At 69.5% G+C, this 17,015-nt stretch carries 14 protein-coding genes; 12 read left to right on the top strand and 2 right to left on the bottom strand.

Annotation, left to right across the window (positions count from 1 at the left end):
* Window positions 1–211 precede the first annotated feature (211 nt).
* Both otsB and JRI60_RS51445 read left to right on the top strand, forming a co-directional pair.
* The gene (gene otsB, locus JRI60_RS51450; RefSeq protein ID WP_204223502.1) at window positions 212–1,777 is read left to right on the top strand and encodes a trehalose-phosphatase; all 1,566 of its coding nucleotides are present in this window, start codon (window positions 212–214) and stop codon (window positions 1,775–1,777) included.
* Window positions 1,774–4,230 (top strand): glycoside hydrolase family 65 protein, encoded by a 2,457-nt coding sequence (locus JRI60_RS51445; RefSeq protein ID WP_204223501.1) that lies wholly within the window; start codon window positions 1,774–1,776, stop codon window positions 4,228–4,230. The genes otsB and JRI60_RS51445 overlap by 4 nt, the downstream gene beginning before the upstream one ends.
* Window positions 4,231–4,293: 63 nt before the next feature.
* Here the strand turns inward: JRI60_RS51445 and JRI60_RS51440 are convergent, their stop codons facing one another.
* Window positions 4,294–4,677 (bottom strand): flavin reductase family protein, encoded by a 384-nt coding sequence (locus JRI60_RS51440; protein WP_239470224.1) that lies wholly within the window; start codon window positions 4,675–4,677, stop codon window positions 4,294–4,296.
* 7 nt (window positions 4,678–4,684) lie between these two features.
* Here JRI60_RS51440 and JRI60_RS51435 point away from each other — a divergent pair, with 7 nt between their 5' ends.
* From JRI60_RS51435 to JRI60_RS51390, 10 genes are all read left to right on the top strand, one after another.
* Window positions 4,685–6,607, top strand: a complete 1,923-nt coding sequence (locus JRI60_RS51435) for a DUF4091 domain-containing protein (protein ID WP_239470223.1) — start codon at window positions 4,685–4,687, stop codon at window positions 6,605–6,607.
* Window positions 6,608–6,620: 13 nt separating this feature from the next.
* Complete coding sequence (locus tag JRI60_RS51430) at window positions 6,621–7,142, top strand: GNAT family N-acetyltransferase (protein ID WP_204223498.1); 522 nt, start codon at window positions 6,621–6,623, stop codon at window positions 7,140–7,142.
* A 103-nt stretch (window positions 7,143–7,245) separates the two neighbouring features.
* On the top strand, window positions 7,246–8,739 hold the full coding sequence (locus JRI60_RS51425; protein WP_204223497.1) for a hypothetical protein: 1,494 nt from the start codon (window positions 7,246–7,248) through the stop codon (window positions 8,737–8,739).
* A gap of 180 nt (window positions 8,740–8,919) precedes the next feature.
* A complete protein-coding gene (locus tag JRI60_RS51420) occupies window positions 8,920–9,156 on the top strand; it encodes a hypothetical protein (RefSeq protein ID WP_204223496.1) in 237 nt (78 codons plus the stop codon).
* A gap of 139 nt (window positions 9,157–9,295) precedes the next feature.
* Window positions 9,296–10,024 (top strand): DNA-methyltransferase, encoded by a 729-nt coding sequence (locus JRI60_RS51415; RefSeq protein WP_204223495.1) that lies wholly within the window; start codon window positions 9,296–9,298, stop codon window positions 10,022–10,024.
* Window positions 10,025–10,047: 23 nt separating this feature from the next.
* On the top strand, window positions 10,048–10,503 hold the full coding sequence (locus JRI60_RS51410) for a PD-(D/E)XK nuclease superfamily protein (RefSeq protein WP_204223494.1): 456 nt from the start codon (window positions 10,048–10,050) through the stop codon (window positions 10,501–10,503).
* A 363-nt stretch (window positions 10,504–10,866) separates the two neighbouring features.
* The gene (locus tag JRI60_RS51405; RefSeq protein ID WP_239470222.1) at window positions 10,867–11,376 is read left to right on the top strand and encodes a DUF421 domain-containing protein; all 510 of its coding nucleotides are present in this window, start codon (window positions 10,867–10,869) and stop codon (window positions 11,374–11,376) included.
* A gap of 124 nt (window positions 11,377–11,500) precedes the next feature.
* A complete protein-coding gene (locus JRI60_RS51400; protein WP_204223493.1) occupies window positions 11,501–12,475 on the top strand; it encodes an NADPH:quinone oxidoreductase family protein in 975 nt (324 codons plus the stop codon).
* A gap of 114 nt (window positions 12,476–12,589) precedes the next feature.
* Window positions 12,590–14,233: a long-chain fatty acid--CoA ligase gene (locus tag JRI60_RS51395; protein ID WP_204223492.1), complete on the top strand. Its 1,644-nt coding sequence runs from the start codon at window positions 12,590–12,592 to the stop codon at window positions 14,231–14,233.
* A 167-nt stretch (window positions 14,234–14,400) separates the two neighbouring features.
* Entirely contained in the window at window positions 14,401–15,567 is a 1,167-nt protein-coding gene (locus JRI60_RS51390; RefSeq protein ID WP_204223491.1) for an alkaline phosphatase PhoX, read from the top strand.
* Between the two features lie 89 nt (window positions 15,568–15,656).
* Here JRI60_RS51390 and JRI60_RS51385 read toward each other — a convergent pair whose 3' ends face one another.
* The gene (locus tag JRI60_RS51385; protein WP_204223490.1) at window positions 15,657–16,994 is read right to left on the bottom strand and encodes a hypothetical protein; all 1,338 of its coding nucleotides are present in this window, start codon (window positions 16,992–16,994) and stop codon (window positions 15,657–15,659) included.
* Window positions 16,995–17,015 lie beyond the last annotated feature (21 nt).

Below are 17,015 nucleotides of genomic sequence, written 5' to 3'. Positions count from 1 at the left end.
AGAGAGCACATCCCCTTGTTTCGAGAGCAGGCAGCGTAAGGGGTTGTCCTGAAATCCGTCAACCCTCCCTGTATATTTGCAGCCAGATTGTATCTCCCAGGTGACACCTGTTTCGTCTCTGGCGACAGGCGTACACCTGCCGCACGTGTAGGGGCATGGCGTGTGCATGGCGCATGGAGGACGTGATGGGTCCTCCACGGGAGTCACCGCCATGCCCTCGACCGAGCCGCTCGCGCCCGCCGCCGTCGTCCTGTCCCGCCGTGACTTCGACGCGGTGCTGTTCGATCTGGACGGCGTGGTGACACGCACCGCGGAGGTGCATGCCGCGGCGTGGAAGCGGCTGTTCGACACGCTCGTGGAGCCGCCTTTCACGCAAGAGGACTACCAGCGGTACGTGGACGGGCGGCCGCGGCTGGATGGCATCCGCTGCTTCCTGGAGAGCCGGGGCCTGGTGCTGCCCGAGGGCTCGCCGGAGGACGGCCCCGAGGCCCGGACGGTGCAGGGGTTGGGCAAGCGCAAGAACACCTTCTTCACCGAGACGTTGGATCAGCGGGGCGTGGGGGTGTTCGCGCACGCGGTGGGGCTGCTGGAGCGGCTGAGGGCGGCGGGCTTCCGCACGGCGGTGGTGTCGGCCAGCCGCAACTGCGTGACGGTGCTGCGAGCGGCCAGACTGGAGCACCTCTTCGACGCTCGGGTGGACGGGGTGGAGGCGGGGCGGCTGGGGTTGCCGGGCAAGCCGGCGCCGGACACCTTCCTGGAAGCGGCTCGGAGACTGGGCGTGGCTCCGGAGCGCGCGGTGGTGCTGGAGGACGCCCAGGCCGGTGTGCAGGCGGGGCGGCGAGGGCACTTCGGGTGCGTCATCGGCGTGCGCCGCGCGGGGCCGGAGGGCGCGCTGGTAGGGGCCGGCGCGGACGTCGAGGTGACGGACCTGTCCACCGTGAGGGTGGAGGAAGGAGCGTCGTCAGTGCGGTCCATGCGGGAAGTGCCCTCGGCATTGGAGCGGCGCGAGGAGCTGCTGCGGCGGATGGAGGGGCGGCAGGTGGCCGTCTTCCTGGACTATGACGGTACGCTGACGCCCATCGTTCCCCAGCCGGAGGACGCGCGCCTGTCGGACGCGATGCGGGCCACGCTGGCGGAGCTGGCCCGGCACTACCCGGTGGCCGCCGTGAGCGGGCGGGACCTGCCCGTGCTCAAGGGCTTCGTGCGGCTGGAGGGGCTGTACTTCGCGGGCAGCCATGGCTTCGACATCGAGGGCCCGGGCGGGCGCGCCTTCCAGCAGGAGGAGGGCACGGCGCTGCTGCCCGAGGTGGACGCGGCGGAGCGGGAGCTGGCCGAGGGCCTCGCGGGCATTCCGGGCACGCGATTGGAGCGCAAGCGCTTCACCGTGGCGGTGCACTGGCGGCACGTGGAGGAGGCGCGGGTGCCCGAGGTGGAGCGGCAGGTGGCCAGCGTGCTCGCGCGCCACCCGAGGCTGCGCAGGAGCGGGGGAAAGAAGGTCTTCGAGCTGCAGCCGGACATCGACTGGCACAAGGGCCGGGCGGTGGAGTGGCTGCTGCGGGCCCTGGGCCTCGCGCACGAGGGCGTGCTGCCCGTGTTCGTGGGGGACGACCTCACGGACGAGGACGCCTTCCAGACGCTGAAGGGACGGGGGCTCGGGCTGGTGGTGCGCGGCGAGGTGGATCGCCCCACGGCGGCGGACTACGCGCTGGCGGACGTGGAGGAGGTGCGCCAGTTCCTGGAGCTGCTCATCGCCCGCGCGGGAGGGCCGAAGCGATGAGGCCGGAGCACTGGCTCTTCACCTACGAGGGCTTCGAGCCGACGAAGGAGGGCCTGCGCGAGGCGCTGTGCACGCTGGGCAACGGCTACTTCGCCACGCGCGGGGCGGCGCCGGAGTCCGAGGCGGACGACACGCACTACCCGGGCACGTACCTGGCGGGCGGGTACAACCGGCTGAAGACGGACCTGGCCGGGCGCGTGGTGGAGAACGAGGACCTGGTCAACATGCCCAACTGGCTGCCGCTCACCTTCCGCATCGAGGGCGGCGACTGGTTCAACGCGCGCGCGGTGACGCTGCTGGAGTATCGGCAGGTGCTGGACATGGCGCGGGGGCTGTTGCTGCGCACGCTGCGCTTCGAGGACCGACAGGGGCGGTGCACGCGGGTGGAGCAGCGGCGCTTCGTGCACATGCGGGACAAGCACCTGGCGGGACAGGAGCTGGTGCTGGTGCCGGAGAACTGGAGCGGACGGGTGCTGGTGCGCTCGGCGCTGGACGGGCGGGTGGTGAACGGAGGCGTGCCCCGCTACCGGCAGCTCAACTGCAAACACCTGCGGACGCTGGTGACGGAGGAGGTGGACGCGGAGACGCTGCTGCTGGAGGTGGAGACGGTGCAGTCGCGCCTGGAGGTCGCCGAGGCGGCGCGCACGCGGCTGTACGTGGACGGGCGGCCGGCGGTGGCGCGGCGGGGACTGGCCACGGAGGATGGGTACCTCGCGCACGACTTCACGGTGGAGCTGCGCGAGGGCCAGCGGCTGGTGGTGGAGAAGGTGGTGGCGCTGTACTCGTCGAGGGACCACGCGGTGTCCGAGGCGGCGATGGAGGCCCAGCACGCGGTGGCGGTGGCACCCGCGCGCTTCGACGAGCTGGTGGCCACGCACGTGCGGGCGTGGACGCACCTGTGGCGCCGGAGCGACCTGGACCTGGAGCTGACCGAGGCGGACCACATCCACCGGACGCTGCGGCTGCACATCTTCCACCTGCTGCAGACGGTGTCGCCGCACACCATCGACCAGGACGTGGGGGTGCCGGCGCGCGGGTGGCACGGCGAGGCGTACCGGGGCCACATCTTCTGGGACGAGCTGTTCGTCTTCCCGTTCCTCAACCTGCGGTTGCCGGCCCTGACGCGGGCGCTGCTGCGCTACCGGCACCGGCGGCTGCGGCGGGCGCGCGAGGCGGCGCGCGAGGCGGGCTTCCGGGGCGTCATGTTCCCCTGGCAGAGCGGCAGCGACGGACGCGAGGAGAGCCAGCGTGTGCACCTGAATCCGCGCTCGGGACGGTGGGTGCCTGACGTGACGTGGCTGCAACGGCACATCAACGCGGCCATCGCCTACAACGTCTGGCAATACTACGAGGCCACGGCGGATACGGAGTTCCTGTACTTCTACGGCGCGGAGATGTTGCTGGAGCTGGCGCGCTTCTGGGCGAGCATGGCCCGGTGGAACCCGTCCCTGCGCCGCTACGAGATTCTCCGCGTCATGGGGCCCGACGAGTACCACACGGGCTACCCGGACCGGCCGGAGCCGGGGCTGGACAACAACTCGTACACCAACCTCATGGCCGTGTGGGTGCTGTGCAAGGGATTGGAGGTGTTGAAGCTGCTGCCCGGCGAGCGGCGGAGCGAGCTGCTCGAGACGCTGGAGCTGACCCAGGCGGAGCTGGCGCACTGGGACGACGTGAGCCGGAAGATGCGGCTCGTGTTCCACGCGGATGGGGTGCTCAGCCAGTTCGAGGGCTACGAGCAGCTCGAGGAGTTCGACTGGGAGGTGTACCGGAAGCGCTACGGGGACATCCAGCGGCTGGACCGCATCCTCGAGGCCGAGGGGGACTCACCCAACCGCTACAAGCTGTCGAAGCAGGCGGACGTGCTGATGTTGTTCTACCTGTTCTCGGCGGAGGAGCTGCGGGAGCTCTTCGAGCGGCTGGGCTACCCGTTCGAACCGACGATGATTCCGAGGACGGTGGAGTACTACCTGCAGCGCGCGTCGCACGGCTCGACGCTGAGCGGGGTGGTGCACTCGTGGGTGCTGGCGCGCAGTGACCGACCGCGCTCGTGGAAGCTGTTCAGCGAGGCGCTCAAGAGCGACATCTCGGACGTGCAGGGAGGGACGACGCCGGAGGGCATCCACCTGGGCGCGATGTCGGGGACGGTGGACCTGATGCAGCGCGCGTACACGGGCATCGAGGTGCGTGGGGGCGTGCTGCACTTCAACCCGAACCTGCCGGAGGGGATGAAGCGGCTGAAGTTCCTGCTGCGCTACCGGAAGAACATGGTGGAGGTGGAGATCACCCAGGACACGCTGGTGCTCAACAGCCGGTGGCCCGCGGCGGGGCCCCTGGAGTTCGCGCTGAGAGGAGAGCGCCACCAGCTCCAGCCCTGCGAGACAAGGGAGTTCCCCATCGCGAGACCCGCCATCACGGCGGAGGGAGCCATCACGGACAGCGCGGGCCCGTGAACCCATCACCACCCCTCTCCCTCCGGGAGAGGGAAAGGGTGAGGGTACCGAGCCTCCCGGGTTTCACTTCTTCGTACCCGCCGTGGGCTTCGGGGCCAGCACCCGATCGCCCGTGGTGAAGAACACGCCGCCGGCCAGGTGGTGCACGGAGCGGAGCGAGTCCTCACCCTTGAAGTCCCAGCCCCCGTCCTTCCACACCGTGTCCTCGACCCACGCGGCGACGACCTCGGCGATGAAGAGGTCGTACTTGCGCTGCACGTCCGGCTCGGAGAGCACGCGGCACTCCAACCACCCCGCGCAGCCCTCCACCAGGGGGGCCTGGACACGCTCGGCGGGCAGGGGCCGAAGCCCGTACCGCGCCCACTTCCCCTCCCGGGCAGGCGATCGGGCAGGGGCTGGGGGCCTCCTCTTCCAGGGGGAAGTCACGGACAGTGCGGCCCGGTTCATCCGGGACATGCGCCAACCCGCCCTGCTTCTCGCTCCCCTGGTCCTGCTCTTCTCCGCCCTCCCGGCCGCCGCGGCCGGCCCCTCCGTGTGGGGCGAAAGTTCCATGGTGAAGGTGATGCCCGATACGGCACCTCGTGGCCGGTCCCCGGTCCACCTCACGGCCGCGCGCAACGAGTTCGTCTCCTTCCAGGTGGGCCTGCACGGCGGGGACTCGGGGCTGCGGAACGTACGCGCGAGCCTGAGCTCGTTGGACGGCCCTGCTTCCATCGCTGGCTCGGACCTCACCCTCTACCGCGAGGATTTCCTCACCACCCGCCGGGCCTCGGTGCCCGGAGAGCCGGTGGGGCGCTGGCCGGACGCGCTGGTGCCGGACGTGGATGAGATCGCCAACGAGGCGCGCAATGCCTTCCCCTTCGACGTGTCCGCCCGCGAGTCCCGCGCCATCTGGGTGGACGTGCACGTCCCCCTGAACGCACCTCCCGGCAACTACCAGGGCACGGTGGAGGTGACGGGTGACGGTCTCAGCCAGCGGGTGCCCGTGCGCCTCACGGTGGTGAACGCCGTCCTGCCCAGCACTCCGTCCCTCGCCACCGCCTTCCTCGCGTGGCCGCCGCATCTGTGCCGCGCGCACTTCGGCCGCACCGATTGCTCCCGCCAGGAGTTGGAGCCGCTCCTGGCGCGCTATCAGCGCATGGCGCTCGAGCACCGCATCACCCTCTCCAGCGCCTTCCCCCGCGTCCCCGGTGATTCGGGCCGATGGGACATGCCGGACCTGGCCACCTTCGATGCCCTCTGGGCCCCGTTCATGGATGGCACCGCGCCCTCGCGCCTGCCCGGCGCGAAGATGACGAGCATCGAGTACCTGGGAGAGTACACCCCCCAGGCGCTGGCCGACTTCGTCTCCCACTTCCGCGAGCGCGGCTGGTTGTCGCGCGCCTACGCCTACGTGGGTGATGAGCCCCCCTATGGCAATTCCTGGGATGAGATCCGCCAGAACCTCGCGGTGGTGAACCAGTCGGCCCCCGCGCTGCGCACGCTCCTCACCACCTCCATCCAGGACCTGAAGGCGCAGCACCTGGAGAACGAGGTGGACCTGCTCGTCCCGCTGGTCAACTACATGGACGGCACCAAGCCGCCCTACCTGGGAGACCAGCGGGAGCGCTACACGGACTACCTCGCCCGGCCCGGCAACTCGATGTGGATGTACCAGAGCTGCATGAGCCACGGCTGCGCCTATGGCACCAACGCGCCAGAGAACATGCCGGGCGCGGGCTGGCCCTCGTACATGCTGGATCGCTCGGCGGCGAAGGCCCGTGCCATGGAGTGGTTGACCTTCCTCGAAGGCGCCACCGGCGAGCTGTATTACCAGACGGTGGGGATGCTCGCCTCGGCGTGGGAGGACCAGTTCCGCTTCAACGGCAACGGGGATGGCACCCTCTTCTACCCGGGCACCGTCCAGCGCATCGGCGGCGGCACTCCCGTGCCGGTGGCCTCCCTGCGCCTCAAGCTCATCCGCCTGGGCGTGCAGGATTACGAGTGGCTGAAGATGGTGAGCGACGCGGGAGACCCGGCCTTCGCGCGGCAGGTGGCCCGCGAGCTCATCCCCACCGCCTCCCAGGTCTCGGACGACGGCGACGCCTTCGAGCGCGCCCGCCTGCGCCTCATCCAGCGCTATCTGGAGCTCTCCGGCCGTCATCCTCGTTCGGTGGACTCCGGTTCCTCGGACACCGAGAAGCAGGTTCCGGACTCTCCGGTTCTCGAGATGGCGGTGCCGCCCGAGGCGGAGGGAGCGGAGACGGTCGGTTGCGGAGCGACCAGCGGGACGAGCGCTCTGGCCGGTGTGCTCGCCCTGGTGGGCGTGGCGTTCGTCGCGCGGAGGCGGCCGGCCGCTGCCCATGCGGTGGGCCGTCGTGGACGGTCCGGGGCGTGATACACGCCGCCGCATGAGCACGGATCTGCTGAAGCGGGTGGTCATTCGCGAGGCTCGGCCCGAGGACGACGCGGTCGTGGGCGAGCTGCTGGTGGAAGCCTTCATCACCCAGTACGCCAAGAAGCTGCCGGAGGTGGTCTACACCGACGAGCGCAAGCGCAGCCTGCGGGACGTGGCGGCCAAGCGCGCGGTGGCGAAGGTGCTGGTGGCCGAGATGGAGGGCCGCGTGGTGGGCACGGTGGCGCTGTGGCCGCCGGGCGCACCGGGCTCGGAGGCGTGGTTGCCAGGCGCGGCGGACCTGCGGCACCTGGCCACGTCCGTGGACTTCCACGGGCAGGGCCTGTCGACGCCCCTGCTGGACGCGGCCGAGCGCGTGGCTCGCGAGGACTGGCGCGTTCCGGCCATCTGTCTGCACGTGCGCCGGGGCGCGCAGGGCGTGGCGCGCATGTACCAGCGCCGCGGCTTCCTCCGCGAGCCGTCGGCCGACCTGGACACGCCCTCCGTGTTCCTCGAGGCCTTCGTCCTGCGCTTCTAACGACAGTGTGTCGTCTCGCGGGGCCTGCCGATGAAATCCGCCTGACACACATTGCACCCAGGGGGAGGGGTGACAACCGTCGCCGCGCCACAAGGAGGATCTCATGGCGTGGCTACGCGACAGCACGGTTGCATTCTTCTCGGCAGTGTCCCTGATGGCTTGCGGTGGTGCGGAGAGGTCGGAGCCCGCCGCCCCCCTGGAGGTGGAGTCGGCACCCGTGGAGCAAGGTGCCCCAGACGACGATTCTCCCTCCCGTGATGGAGGATGGAGCTGGGGCAGGCCGGGGAGCGTGACCTGGGCCCAGCTCGTGAAGGGGTCGGGGCTGGACCTCGTCCAGGGCACGGCGTGGACGCGACGCGGCGAGCTGATCGTCCTCAGCCGCTCCACCGGAGAGGACACCGATGGCTCCGCGACACTCACGCTGAGCAAATACACGCCCTGGGGCTGGCGGCTCTGGACCCGGGAGTTGCGGCACGTCTCTCGCAATGGAGGCCTCGGCTACTACGACGTGCGCAACCTGCTGGGCGTGGGGCCGGATGGGTCCATCGTCCTCGCGGGCTTCGAGCGGGGGACCACGGACCTGGGCGGCGGGACGTTGGTGCAGGATGTCTACCTGGCGAAGCTGGACGCCGACGGGACGCCGATCTGGACGCGCTCCTTCGGCGGCACCTCACTCTGGCCCAGGGCGCTCGCCGTGGATGCCTGGGGCGCCATCATCCTCGGTGGAGAGGTCTCCAACACGGTGGACCTGGGCGGACAGACGCTGGTGCGCGAGGACAAGGCCTTCGTGGCCCGGTACACCCCGGCGGGGGACCTGGACTGGGTGCGCGCCGTCTCGCCCGAGCCGCGCCAGGTCTACGGCCCCCGGGCCAGCGTGGACGCGATCGCGGTGGATGGGGCGGGCAACGTCTTCGCCGCCGGCAACTACACGGGCACTCTCTTCCCGGGTGGCGCCACCACGTGGTCCTGGACGGGGGCTCCGTTCCTCATCCGGTGGGACGCCCAGGGACAGCAGGTCTGGGGCAAGGACTTCGGTGGCCTGGAGGGACAGGTCTATGTGGCGGGCGCGACCCCGGATGGGCACGTGGCCGCCGCGGGCCGTTTCCTGGGAACGCTCGCCTGGGGCGGGCAGGGCGTCGTCGGGGACTCGCGTGAATACTGGTCCTCGTTCCTCGTGGTGGCGGACGTGGACGGCCAGGAGCTCGCGGCCCGCTCGCTGCGCGAGGCCCATGTGCGCGCCATGGCCGTGGACCCTCGTGGCCGCATCTACGTGGGCGGCTACGGCCCGGCGGATACCGACCTCGGCGGCGGCCCGATGATGGACTCGCAGCTGGAGCAGCTCTTCATCGTCCGCTATTCGCTGGCCGCCGAGCATGCGTGGAGCCGCACCTTCCCGAACCAGCCGTCGCCCCTGGGCAGCTACATCGGGGACCGGTACATGCGCACGCTCTCCGTGCGTCCCGGCTGGGGTCTCATCGCCGGGGGCAACATCCAGCTGCCCACCGACTTCGGCGGAATCCGGCTGGCCCCGGAGCCCGTGCCCGATTCTCCCTACCCGCCGTCGCCGGACGGCTACCTGCTGCGGCTGGCGCCGTAGCGGCGGGTGGATGCCAGACATCGTTGGTCCTCCATGTTTGGCGTTTCGTTTTCGTCTCCCTCTCGCGGACGCGCGCGCAAATCTTGCGCGTCCGCGTGCGTTTGCCCCGAAGCGGGGACTCAGGGCACCATGTCTGGACCAGCTGTCTTGCGTCCGGGGGGACGCCACGGAGACGAGGCGATGAAGCTCTCTTATGCGGGTGAGGCCATGTTGATCGTCATGGTCGTGGGCCTGGCCGCGGATCTGGCCTTGCGCTTCTCTCCGAAGGTCCGTGCTCCGGAGCGCGCGGCGCCCACGTCGACGCAGGGCGCTCCCGCGTGTGCACGGAAGCTGTTCGCGTCCGGAGACATGAGGCGATTCTGCGGGGCCGCTCCTTCGGCCCCGGAGATGGCTCATGTCGGCCCAGAATCACGATGACGCCACCCGTGTCGAGCCCTGGGAGGAGTACCACGACGGCATGGGCTGATGAGCCCATCTGATCGCTCCTGGATATCTCTCCCGACCCGCTGGGGTGGGCGGGCGCGGCGGATGTCATAATGCCGGGTGATACTCCCTCATGCCTCGCTACCGCCTTGCACACACCGATGCCGTCGAGTGGCTCCGGACCCTGCCGGAGGGCTCGGTGGATCTCGTCATCACCGATCCCGCCTACGAGTCGCTCGAGAAGCACCGCGCCATCGGCACCACCACGCGCCTCAAGCGCAGCAAGGCGTCGAGCAACCAGTGGTTCCGCATCTTCCCCAACGAGCGCTTCCCCGAGCTGTTCGCCGAGGTCTGGCGGGTGCTCAAGCGCGACTCGCACTTCTATCTCTTCTGTGACCCGGAGACGATGTTCGTCGCCAAGCCGCTCGCCGAGGCCGCGGGCTTCCGGTTCTGGAAGCCCATCGTCTGGGACAAGCTGCACATCGGCATGGGCTATCACTACCGCTCGCGCTACGAGCTCATCCTCTTCTTCGAGAAGGGCCGGCGGCGGTTGAGTGACCTGGGCGTGGCGGACGTGCTCCCGGTGCCGCGCGTCTACCGGGGCTACCCGGCCGAGAAGCCTCCCGAGGTGAGCGAGGTGCTCATCCGCCAGAGCAGCGAGCCCGGTGGCGTGGTGGTGGATCCATTCATGGGCTCGGGGTCGGTGGGGGTGGCGGCGGCGCGGCTCGGACGGGACTTCTGGGGCACCGACATCTGTGACGAGGCGCTGGCGGTCTCCGGGACGCGACTGCTGGCCGAGGGGGCGGTGCCCGAGGAGACGCCGGAGGAGTCGCGGGAGATGCGCAGGGTCCGGAGCGGTTGAACGGGCCGGACGCGGAGGCACGGATGACTGGACACGAATACGCGGACCTGGTGGCCAGATACATCGTGAAGAACTACGCCTCGCGCGGGGTGAAGGCGTACCGCGAGGTGCACGTCGGCAAGACACTCACGGGGAGGGGACGGCGCGTCGACATCTTCGTGCTCGAGCGCGAGACGCGCACCGCGCTCGCCATCGAGTGCAAGTACCAGGGCAGCGTGGGCACGGTGGACGAGAAGATTCCCTTCGCCCTGCAGGACCTGGAGAGCATGAAGATTCCCGTCTGTGTCGCCTACGCGGGAGATGGCTTCTCGCGGGGCATCCTCCACATCCTCTCCGCCTCTCCCATCGCGGCCTGGTGCCTGCCCGGCGCGAAGACGCTCGCGCCCTCCCCGGAGACACGCGAGCTGGACTGCATCCTCGCCATGACCTTCAAGTGGTGGGACGTGCTCGTGCGCGGCAAGAAGCGCGTGGCGCTCTGACCTGCTGAACTTCGGCATGGCTGCGCCGCCTGCCGAGGCGGGGCCCGCGCGCATGGCCCTGGCAGGAGCACTCACCAGCTGGAGTCGGTTCTTCCAGGGGTGCTCTTGCAGGAACGGACGGGGCACCTTCCGGGCGCGTTCCGGACGAACTGGTCTGACTGTCAGACCAGTTGCTCCCGAGCGCGACCGGGACCTCGCTCCTGAATGGATTTACCGCAGAATGTAGACCTGAAGTCGATCAACAGGGGTGATGGAACGCGGTCCCTCTGTTCGCCACTCTCTTTGGAGGAGCAGGCGAGCGAGCTTGGGACGTACGGCCGACCGGGCGAGCGCCGGAGGTGTTCGCATGGGCAGATTCCCCGCATGAAACCCATCGACTGGCATGCCATCTGGGTTCCGGAGATGCACCCGCTGGAGGTCATCCTCCGCGTCTCGCTGGTGTTCCTCTTCGCTCAACTCGTCCTGCGGCTCGTCGGGCGCAAGGAGCTGGGGCGCTACTCCACCTTCGATCTGGCGCTCCTCTTCCTCCTCACCGTCTGTCTGCGCAGGACCCTCGTGGGCGATGACGACAGCCTCACCACCGGCTTCATCGCCCTGGCCACGCTCGCGGCATGGGACCGCTTCTTCTCGTGGTTGTCCTTCCGTGACCGCCACGCGGCACGGGTGCTGGAGGGCCGCCCGCTGGAACTGGTTCGTGAGGGCGAGCTGGTGCACGACAACCTGCGCAAGAGCCACATCTCCCAGAAGGAGCTGCTCAGCCGGTTGCGCACCCATGGCCGGGACGATCTGCGGGCGGTCCGCGCGGCCTTCCTCGAACCGAATGGTCAGGTGTCCTTCCTCTTCCGTGAGAGTGAAGGTTCCTCGTCCCACTGATTCATGACCCGGCGGCGTGGCGGGCATGAATTGAATTGCGGGGTTCTGCCCGACCGCTTGGGTCGTGTAGCGTCCCGGCTGCACACGAGGCGGCCCATGGCCAGGGGGGCCGAGGAGAGACACCATGCGCGCATTGCAGCTCGAGCGGTTGGAGGGACCCGAGGGCTTGAAGCAGGTGGACGTGCCGGAGCCCGAGGCGGGAGACCAGGTGCTCATCGACGTGAGGGCGGCGGGCGTGAGCTTCCCGGACCTGCTGCTGACGAAGGGCCTGTATCAGCTGAAGCCGCCGCTGCCCTTCGTGCCGGGCGTGGAGGTGGCGGGCGTGGTGCGCAGCGCGCCGCCCGGGGCACTGGTGAAGCCAGGGGACCGGGTGATGGCCTTCACGATGCTCGGGGGCTGGGCGGAGGTGGCGTCGGCGCCACCGTCGATGACGTTCCTCATGCCCCTGGGATGGAGCTTCGAGGCGGCGGCGGGCACGGTGCTGAACTACCACACGGCGCACTTCGCGCTGCACCGGCGGGGCCGGCTCAAGGAGGGTGAGACCGTGCTGGTGCACGGCGCGGCGGGCGGGGTGGGGACGGCGACGATTCAGATCGCCCGGGGCGCGGGCGCGCGGGTGCTCGCGGTGGTGAGCAGCGAGGAGAAGGCGGAGGTGGCTCGGACCGCGGGCGCGGACCATTGCTTCCTGGCCGCGGGCGATTGGGTGTCGCGCGTGAAGGACGCGACGCAGGGGCGGGGCGTGGACGTGGTGATGGACCCGGTGGGCGGGGATGCCTTCGACCTGAGCCTCAAGTGTCTGGCTCCCGAGGGCCGGCTGCTGGTGGTGGGCTTCGCGGGCGGGCGCATCCCCGAGGTGAAGGTGAACCGCCTGCTGCTCAAGAACGTGGACGTGGTGGGCGTGGCCTGGGGCTCCTTCGTGATGCATGAGCCCCAGCTCACCGCGAAGATCGCCATGGACCTGGCCGCCCTGGCCGAGAAGGGCTTCGTGGAGCCGGTGGTGAGCCAGGTGTTCCCGCTCGAGCAGGCCGCGCAGGCGCTGCGCGAGCTGGAGGCGCGCAAGTCCACCGGCAAGCTGGTGCTGCGCGTGCGCGAGGGCTGAGGCCCGCGTTCGTTTGACTCGGTGCGCCATCCGCGCACGGCGCTTTCCCGTCGTGCGCTTCGGCGCTCCGAATCGGTAGCATCGGTGCCCGCTCATTCCCAGGGGGACACACCGATGCTCACCGGCCGCATGATGGACTTCCCGCTCACGCTGACCCACTTCCTCGATCGGGCCCGGACCTACTTCGGCCAGTCGGAGATCGTCAGCCGCCAGCCCGACAAGTCCCTCCACCGCTACACCTATGCCGACTACCACCGGCGTACCAGCCAGCTCGCTCATGCCCTCACCCGGCTCGGTGTGAAGCCCGGTGACCGCGTCGCCTCGCTCTGCTGGAACCACCACCAGCACCTGGAGCTCTACTTCGGCGTCCCCTGCATGGGCGCCGTCCTCCACACCCTCAACCTCCGCCTCCACCCCAACGACCTCGCCTATATCGCCCGCCACGCCGAGGACCGCGTCATCGTCGTGGACCGCTCGCTGCTGCCCCTGCTCGAGAAGTTCATCGGCGCCGTCCCCTCCGTCCAGCACGTCATCGTCATCCCCGATGACGGCCCCGCTCCCGAGGGCCGCCTCGACTACGAGGCCCTGCTCGCCCGCGAGAAGGACTCCTTCGACTTCCCCCAGCTCGAGGAGCGCTCCGCCGCCATGCTCTGTTACACCTCGGGCACCACCGGCAACCCCAAGGGCGTCCTCTACTCCCACCGCTCCATCGTCCTGCACACGCTCGCCGAGTGCATGACCGATACCCTCGGCGCCAGCGAGTCGGACACCCTCATGCCCGTCGTCCCCATGTTCCACGCCGCCGCCTGGGGCCTGCCCTTCAGCTGCGTCCTCACCGGCGCCAAGGTCGTCTTCCCCGGTCCCCACCTCGACCCGCTCTCCCTGCTGGACCTCATGGCCAGCGAGCGTGTCACCGTCGCCGCCGGCGTCCCCACCATCTGGCTCGGCATCCTCGCCCTGCTCGACCAGGAGCCCAAGCGCTGGGACTTGAGCGCCATCCGCTCCATGGTCATCGGCGGCGCCGCCGCTCCGCTCGCCATGATCGAAGGCTTCCTCCACCGTCATGGTCTCATCGTCACCCACGCCTGGGGCATGACCGAGCTCAACCCCGTCGGCACCCTCGCCCGGCCCCGCCGTCAGCACGAGCACCTCCCCCAGGCCCAGCGCCTCGCCCTCCGCGCCACCCAGGGCTACGCCGTCCCCTTCGTCGAGGTCCGTCACGTGAGCGACTCGGGCCAGGTCCTCCCCTGGGATGGTTCCACCATGGGTGAGCTGGAAGTCCGCGGGCCCTGGGTTGCCTCCTCGTACTTCGGCGGCGAGGGCTCCGATCGGTTCACCCAGGATGGGTGGTTCAAGACCGGTGATGTCGTCACGCTGGACGCAGAGGGGTACGTGCGCATCACCGACCGCTCCAAGGACGTCATCAAGTCCGGCGGCGAGTGGATCAGCTCCGTCGCCCTCGAGAACGCCCTCATGGCCCATCCCGCCGTCCTCGAGGCCGCCGTCTTCGCCGCCAAGGACCCCAAGTGGGATGAGCGTCCGCTTGCCGCCGTCGTCTTCAAGCCCGGTCACTCCGCCTCCAAGGAAGAGCTCTCCGCTCACCTCGAGCAGCGCTTCGCCAGGTGGTGGCTTCCCGATGACTACGTCTTCATCCCCCAGATTCCTCGCACCTCCACCGGCAAGTTCCTCAAGACCAAGCTGCGCGAGGATTTTGGCGACCATCTGTTGAAGCAGGGTCGCTCGGGCACTCAGGGATAGAGCACGGGTCCGGATACCCTCACCCCGTCCCTCTCCCAGAGGGAGAGGGGTGGGGGGGGGGTGGTGGCCCGTGTGACGTTTCCGTCAGCTATTCCTTACGGCGAGTTGACCCGGCGTTCCGGTTCGCTCGTGTGAGCGTGGTTCCTCTCGCTCCATCGGAGGAACCCATGCGTTTGAATCGTCGCGACATCCTGCGCCTCTCCGCCCTCAGCGGTGGGGCGCTCGTCCTCGGGCCCGGCTTCTGGCGCAACGCCTACTCCGCCCCCGCTCAGCCCGGCTCCAGCCCCTATGGCGCCATCTCCGGCTCCGCTGATGCCAATGGCGTCCGGCTCCCCGCCGGTTTTTCCTCCCGCATCGTCGCCCGCTCCGGCTCCAGGGTCGCCAGCACCGGCTACACCTGGCACGGCGCCCCAGACGGCGGCGCCTGCTTCCCCGTCTCCGGCGGCGGGTGGATCTACGTCTCCAACTCCGAGAAGACCCTGGGCACCGGCGGCGTCTCCGCCCTCAAGTTCGACGGCGGTGGTTCCATCATCGGCGCCTACCGCATCCTCTCCAACACCACCTCCAACTGCGCCGGGGGTCCCACCCCCTGGGGCACCTGGCTCTCCTGCGAGGAGTTCTCCGGCGGCCGTGTCTGGGAATGCGACCCCACCAAGTCCTCTCAAGGTGTGGTTCGCCCCGCCCTCGGCACCTTCTCCCACGAGGCCGTCGCCGTCGACTCCGTCGACTACCGCCTCTACCTCACCGAGGACAGCACCAGCGGCCGCTTCTACCGCTTCACCCCCTCCTCCTATCCTTCCCTCGACGCCGGTACCCTCGAGGCCGCCCGTGTCTCCGGTGATCCCCTGACCGGCGCCTCCGTCACCTGGGTGCCTGTGTCCGCCTCCAAGCCCGCCTCCCAGCAGTCCAATGCCTCTCAGACCACCGTCTTCAACGGCGGCGAGGGCTGCTGGTACGACCGCGGCGTCGTCTACTTCACCACCAAGGGCGACAACCGCGTCTGGGCCTATACCGTCGCTTCCTCGCGTCTCGAGATCATCTACGACGACAACCTCTACCCGAACTCCCCCCTCACCGGCGTGGACAACGTCACCGTCTCCTCCTCCGGCGACATCTTCGTCGCCGAGGACGGCGGCGACCTGCAGATCTGCATCATCACCCCCAACCGCGTCGTGGCTCCCTTCATCCAGCTCGTCGGCCACGGCAGCTCCGAGATTACCGGCCCCGCCTTCAGCCCCGATGGCAAGCGCCTGTATTTCAGCTCCCAGCGCGGCACCAGTGGCAGCAGCAGTGGGGGGATTACCTTCGAGGTGACCGGGCCCTTCCGCACGTAGGTCTCGGCGGGGACTCGGGTTCAACCCGGGGGCCGGATACCCTCACCCTGTCCCTCTCCCGGAGGGAGAGGGGTTGGGGGGGGACCCGGTTATTGCAACGTCACGTAGCCCTGTACCTCGGTCTTTCGCTGCTCCCGCGTCAGGTCCGGGTTGATGGAGTACTGGATGTAGTCCGGTACTCCATGGCCCTCTCCGTAGTCGAGTGACTGGGCTTCCATGGCGTACAGGCCCGCTTCGAGCGTGCTCTGCGGTGCCGCCTCCGCCGGCAGTGGGAAGGGCGTGAAGGTGGTGACGGACGTCGGCGCCAGCACTTCCCAGATGAGCGGTCTGCTCGTGCTCCCGGATACGGGCATGAGCACCAGCTTCACGAAACGCGCGGTCGGATCGGCGCTCCAGCGGAAGACGAATCCGTTTCGTGGCGCGGTCCCCGGAGAGGTCCTCGTGCCCAGGGTCGGTGAGGCGAGCAGCACGGGCGCCAGCAGCTTGATGTTCACGGGCGAGGTCGCTCCCACGCGCACGCTCGTGCTCGCTCCTCCCCGGGGCAGCTCATCTTCATCGCCGACACCGACGCTGACGTTCATCTGGGCGGTGTCGAACGGCGCCGTCCGCGCGATGGCGGGCAGCGACAAGGGGGGCGTCCCCTGGGTCCCCGTACCGAAGAGCTCCTGCGTGCCCTCGAAGTAGAGGAGCGAGGCATTCGCCCGGGTCCCATGGGGCTCCATTCCCTCCACCGTCACCGCAAGCGTCTGGTCCACGACGTGGTCGAGCACGACCTCCTGGTCGGTGACGGGTTGTCCTCCTCCCACCACGATGTCCTTCTTCATGCCGACCCGCAGGACCCTGCCGCCGTTGGGCATGGACTCGGAGGCGAAGAGGGAGATGCGGCCGGGCGCATACCCCCAGATGTCGAAGCTGAAGGTACCGGGGGGCGGGTTGCTCGCGGACAGACCGTAGAATCCCTCTCCCACCACCAGGGGGCTCACGGTGCCCGTCCCGGTCGCGCCCGTCACCTTGCCGGTGAGCGTGGCCTGCTTCGTCGCGACCGTCTGGTCGGGCGCCGCGCCAGGGCCATAGGGCAGCTCCAGCTCCGGCACGTCCATCGCGAGCAGGGTGTGGACCACCTGGGCTCCGCCCTTCTGCACCTCCACGATCGTGACGTCCTGTGCTCCCACGAGGGTGGGGTCCTCGAACCGGGCCATGCCCTGGTCATCCACGGCCCGCCGGAAGCGGCTTCCGTCGCCGAGCAGGACGTACACGCTCTGGTAGCGTTCTCGCCAATCCGGGCGGTCGGCGTAGTGTGTGCGCACCGTCAGGCTGCCCTGGATGGGCGAGGTGGAGCCCTCCGGGGGGCTCCCGCTTCCGGGCGCTGGGACCTTCTCTCCGCAGGCGGTGAGCAGCAGGGCGATCAGGGGACTCAATCGGCGCATGGGGGGCTCCTGGGAATCCAT

Origin of the sequence: Archangium violaceum (genome assembly GCF_016887565.1) — a bacterium.
Classification (GTDB): domain Bacteria; phylum Myxococcota; class Myxococcia; order Myxococcales; family Myxococcaceae; genus Archangium; species Archangium violaceum_B.
The sequence above is the reverse complement of the archived record's forward strand: the minus strand, read 5'-3'. Positions and strand labels throughout refer to the sequence as shown.

Coding starts and splice junctions, on each gene's coding strand:
- JRI60_RS51420 (WP_204223496.1), top strand. CDS start 8,920: ATGAAGCTCTCTTATGCGGGTGAGGCCATGTTGATCGTCATGGTCGTG.
- JRI60_RS51430 (WP_204223498.1), top strand. CDS start 6,621: ATGAGCACGGATCTGCTGAAGCGGGTGGTCATTCGCGAGGCTCGGCCC.
- JRI60_RS51400 (WP_204223493.1), top strand. CDS start 11,501: ATGCGCGCATTGCAGCTCGAGCGGTTGGAGGGACCCGAGGGCTTGAAG.
- JRI60_RS51390 (WP_204223491.1), top strand. CDS start 14,401: ATGCGTTTGAATCGTCGCGACATCCTGCGCCTCTCCGCCCTCAGCGGT.
- JRI60_RS51405 (WP_239470222.1), top strand. CDS start 10,867: ATGAAACCCATCGACTGGCATGCCATCTGGGTTCCGGAGATGCACCCG.
- JRI60_RS51395 (WP_204223492.1), top strand. CDS start 12,590: ATGCTCACCGGCCGCATGATGGACTTCCCGCTCACGCTGACCCACTTC.
- JRI60_RS51445 (WP_204223501.1), top strand. CDS start 1,774: ATGAGGCCGGAGCACTGGCTCTTCACCTACGAGGGCTTCGAGCCGACG.
- JRI60_RS51385 (WP_204223490.1), bottom strand. CDS start 16,994: ATGCGCCGATTGAGTCCCCTGATCGCCCTGCTGCTCACCGCCTGCGGA.
- otsB (WP_204223502.1), top strand. CDS start 212: ATGCCCTCGACCGAGCCGCTCGCGCCCGCCGCCGTCGTCCTGTCCCGC.
- JRI60_RS51440 (WP_239470224.1), bottom strand. CDS start 4,677: ATGAACCGGGCCGCACTGTCCGTGACTTCCCCCTGGAAGAGGAGGCCC.
- JRI60_RS51410 (WP_204223494.1), top strand. CDS start 10,048: ATGACTGGACACGAATACGCGGACCTGGTGGCCAGATACATCGTGAAG.
- JRI60_RS51415 (WP_204223495.1), top strand. CDS start 9,296: ATGCCTCGCTACCGCCTTGCACACACCGATGCCGTCGAGTGGCTCCGG.
- JRI60_RS51435 (WP_239470223.1), top strand. CDS start 4,685: ATGCGCCAACCCGCCCTGCTTCTCGCTCCCCTGGTCCTGCTCTTCTCC.
- JRI60_RS51425 (WP_204223497.1), top strand. CDS start 7,246: ATGGCGTGGCTACGCGACAGCACGGTTGCATTCTTCTCGGCAGTGTCC.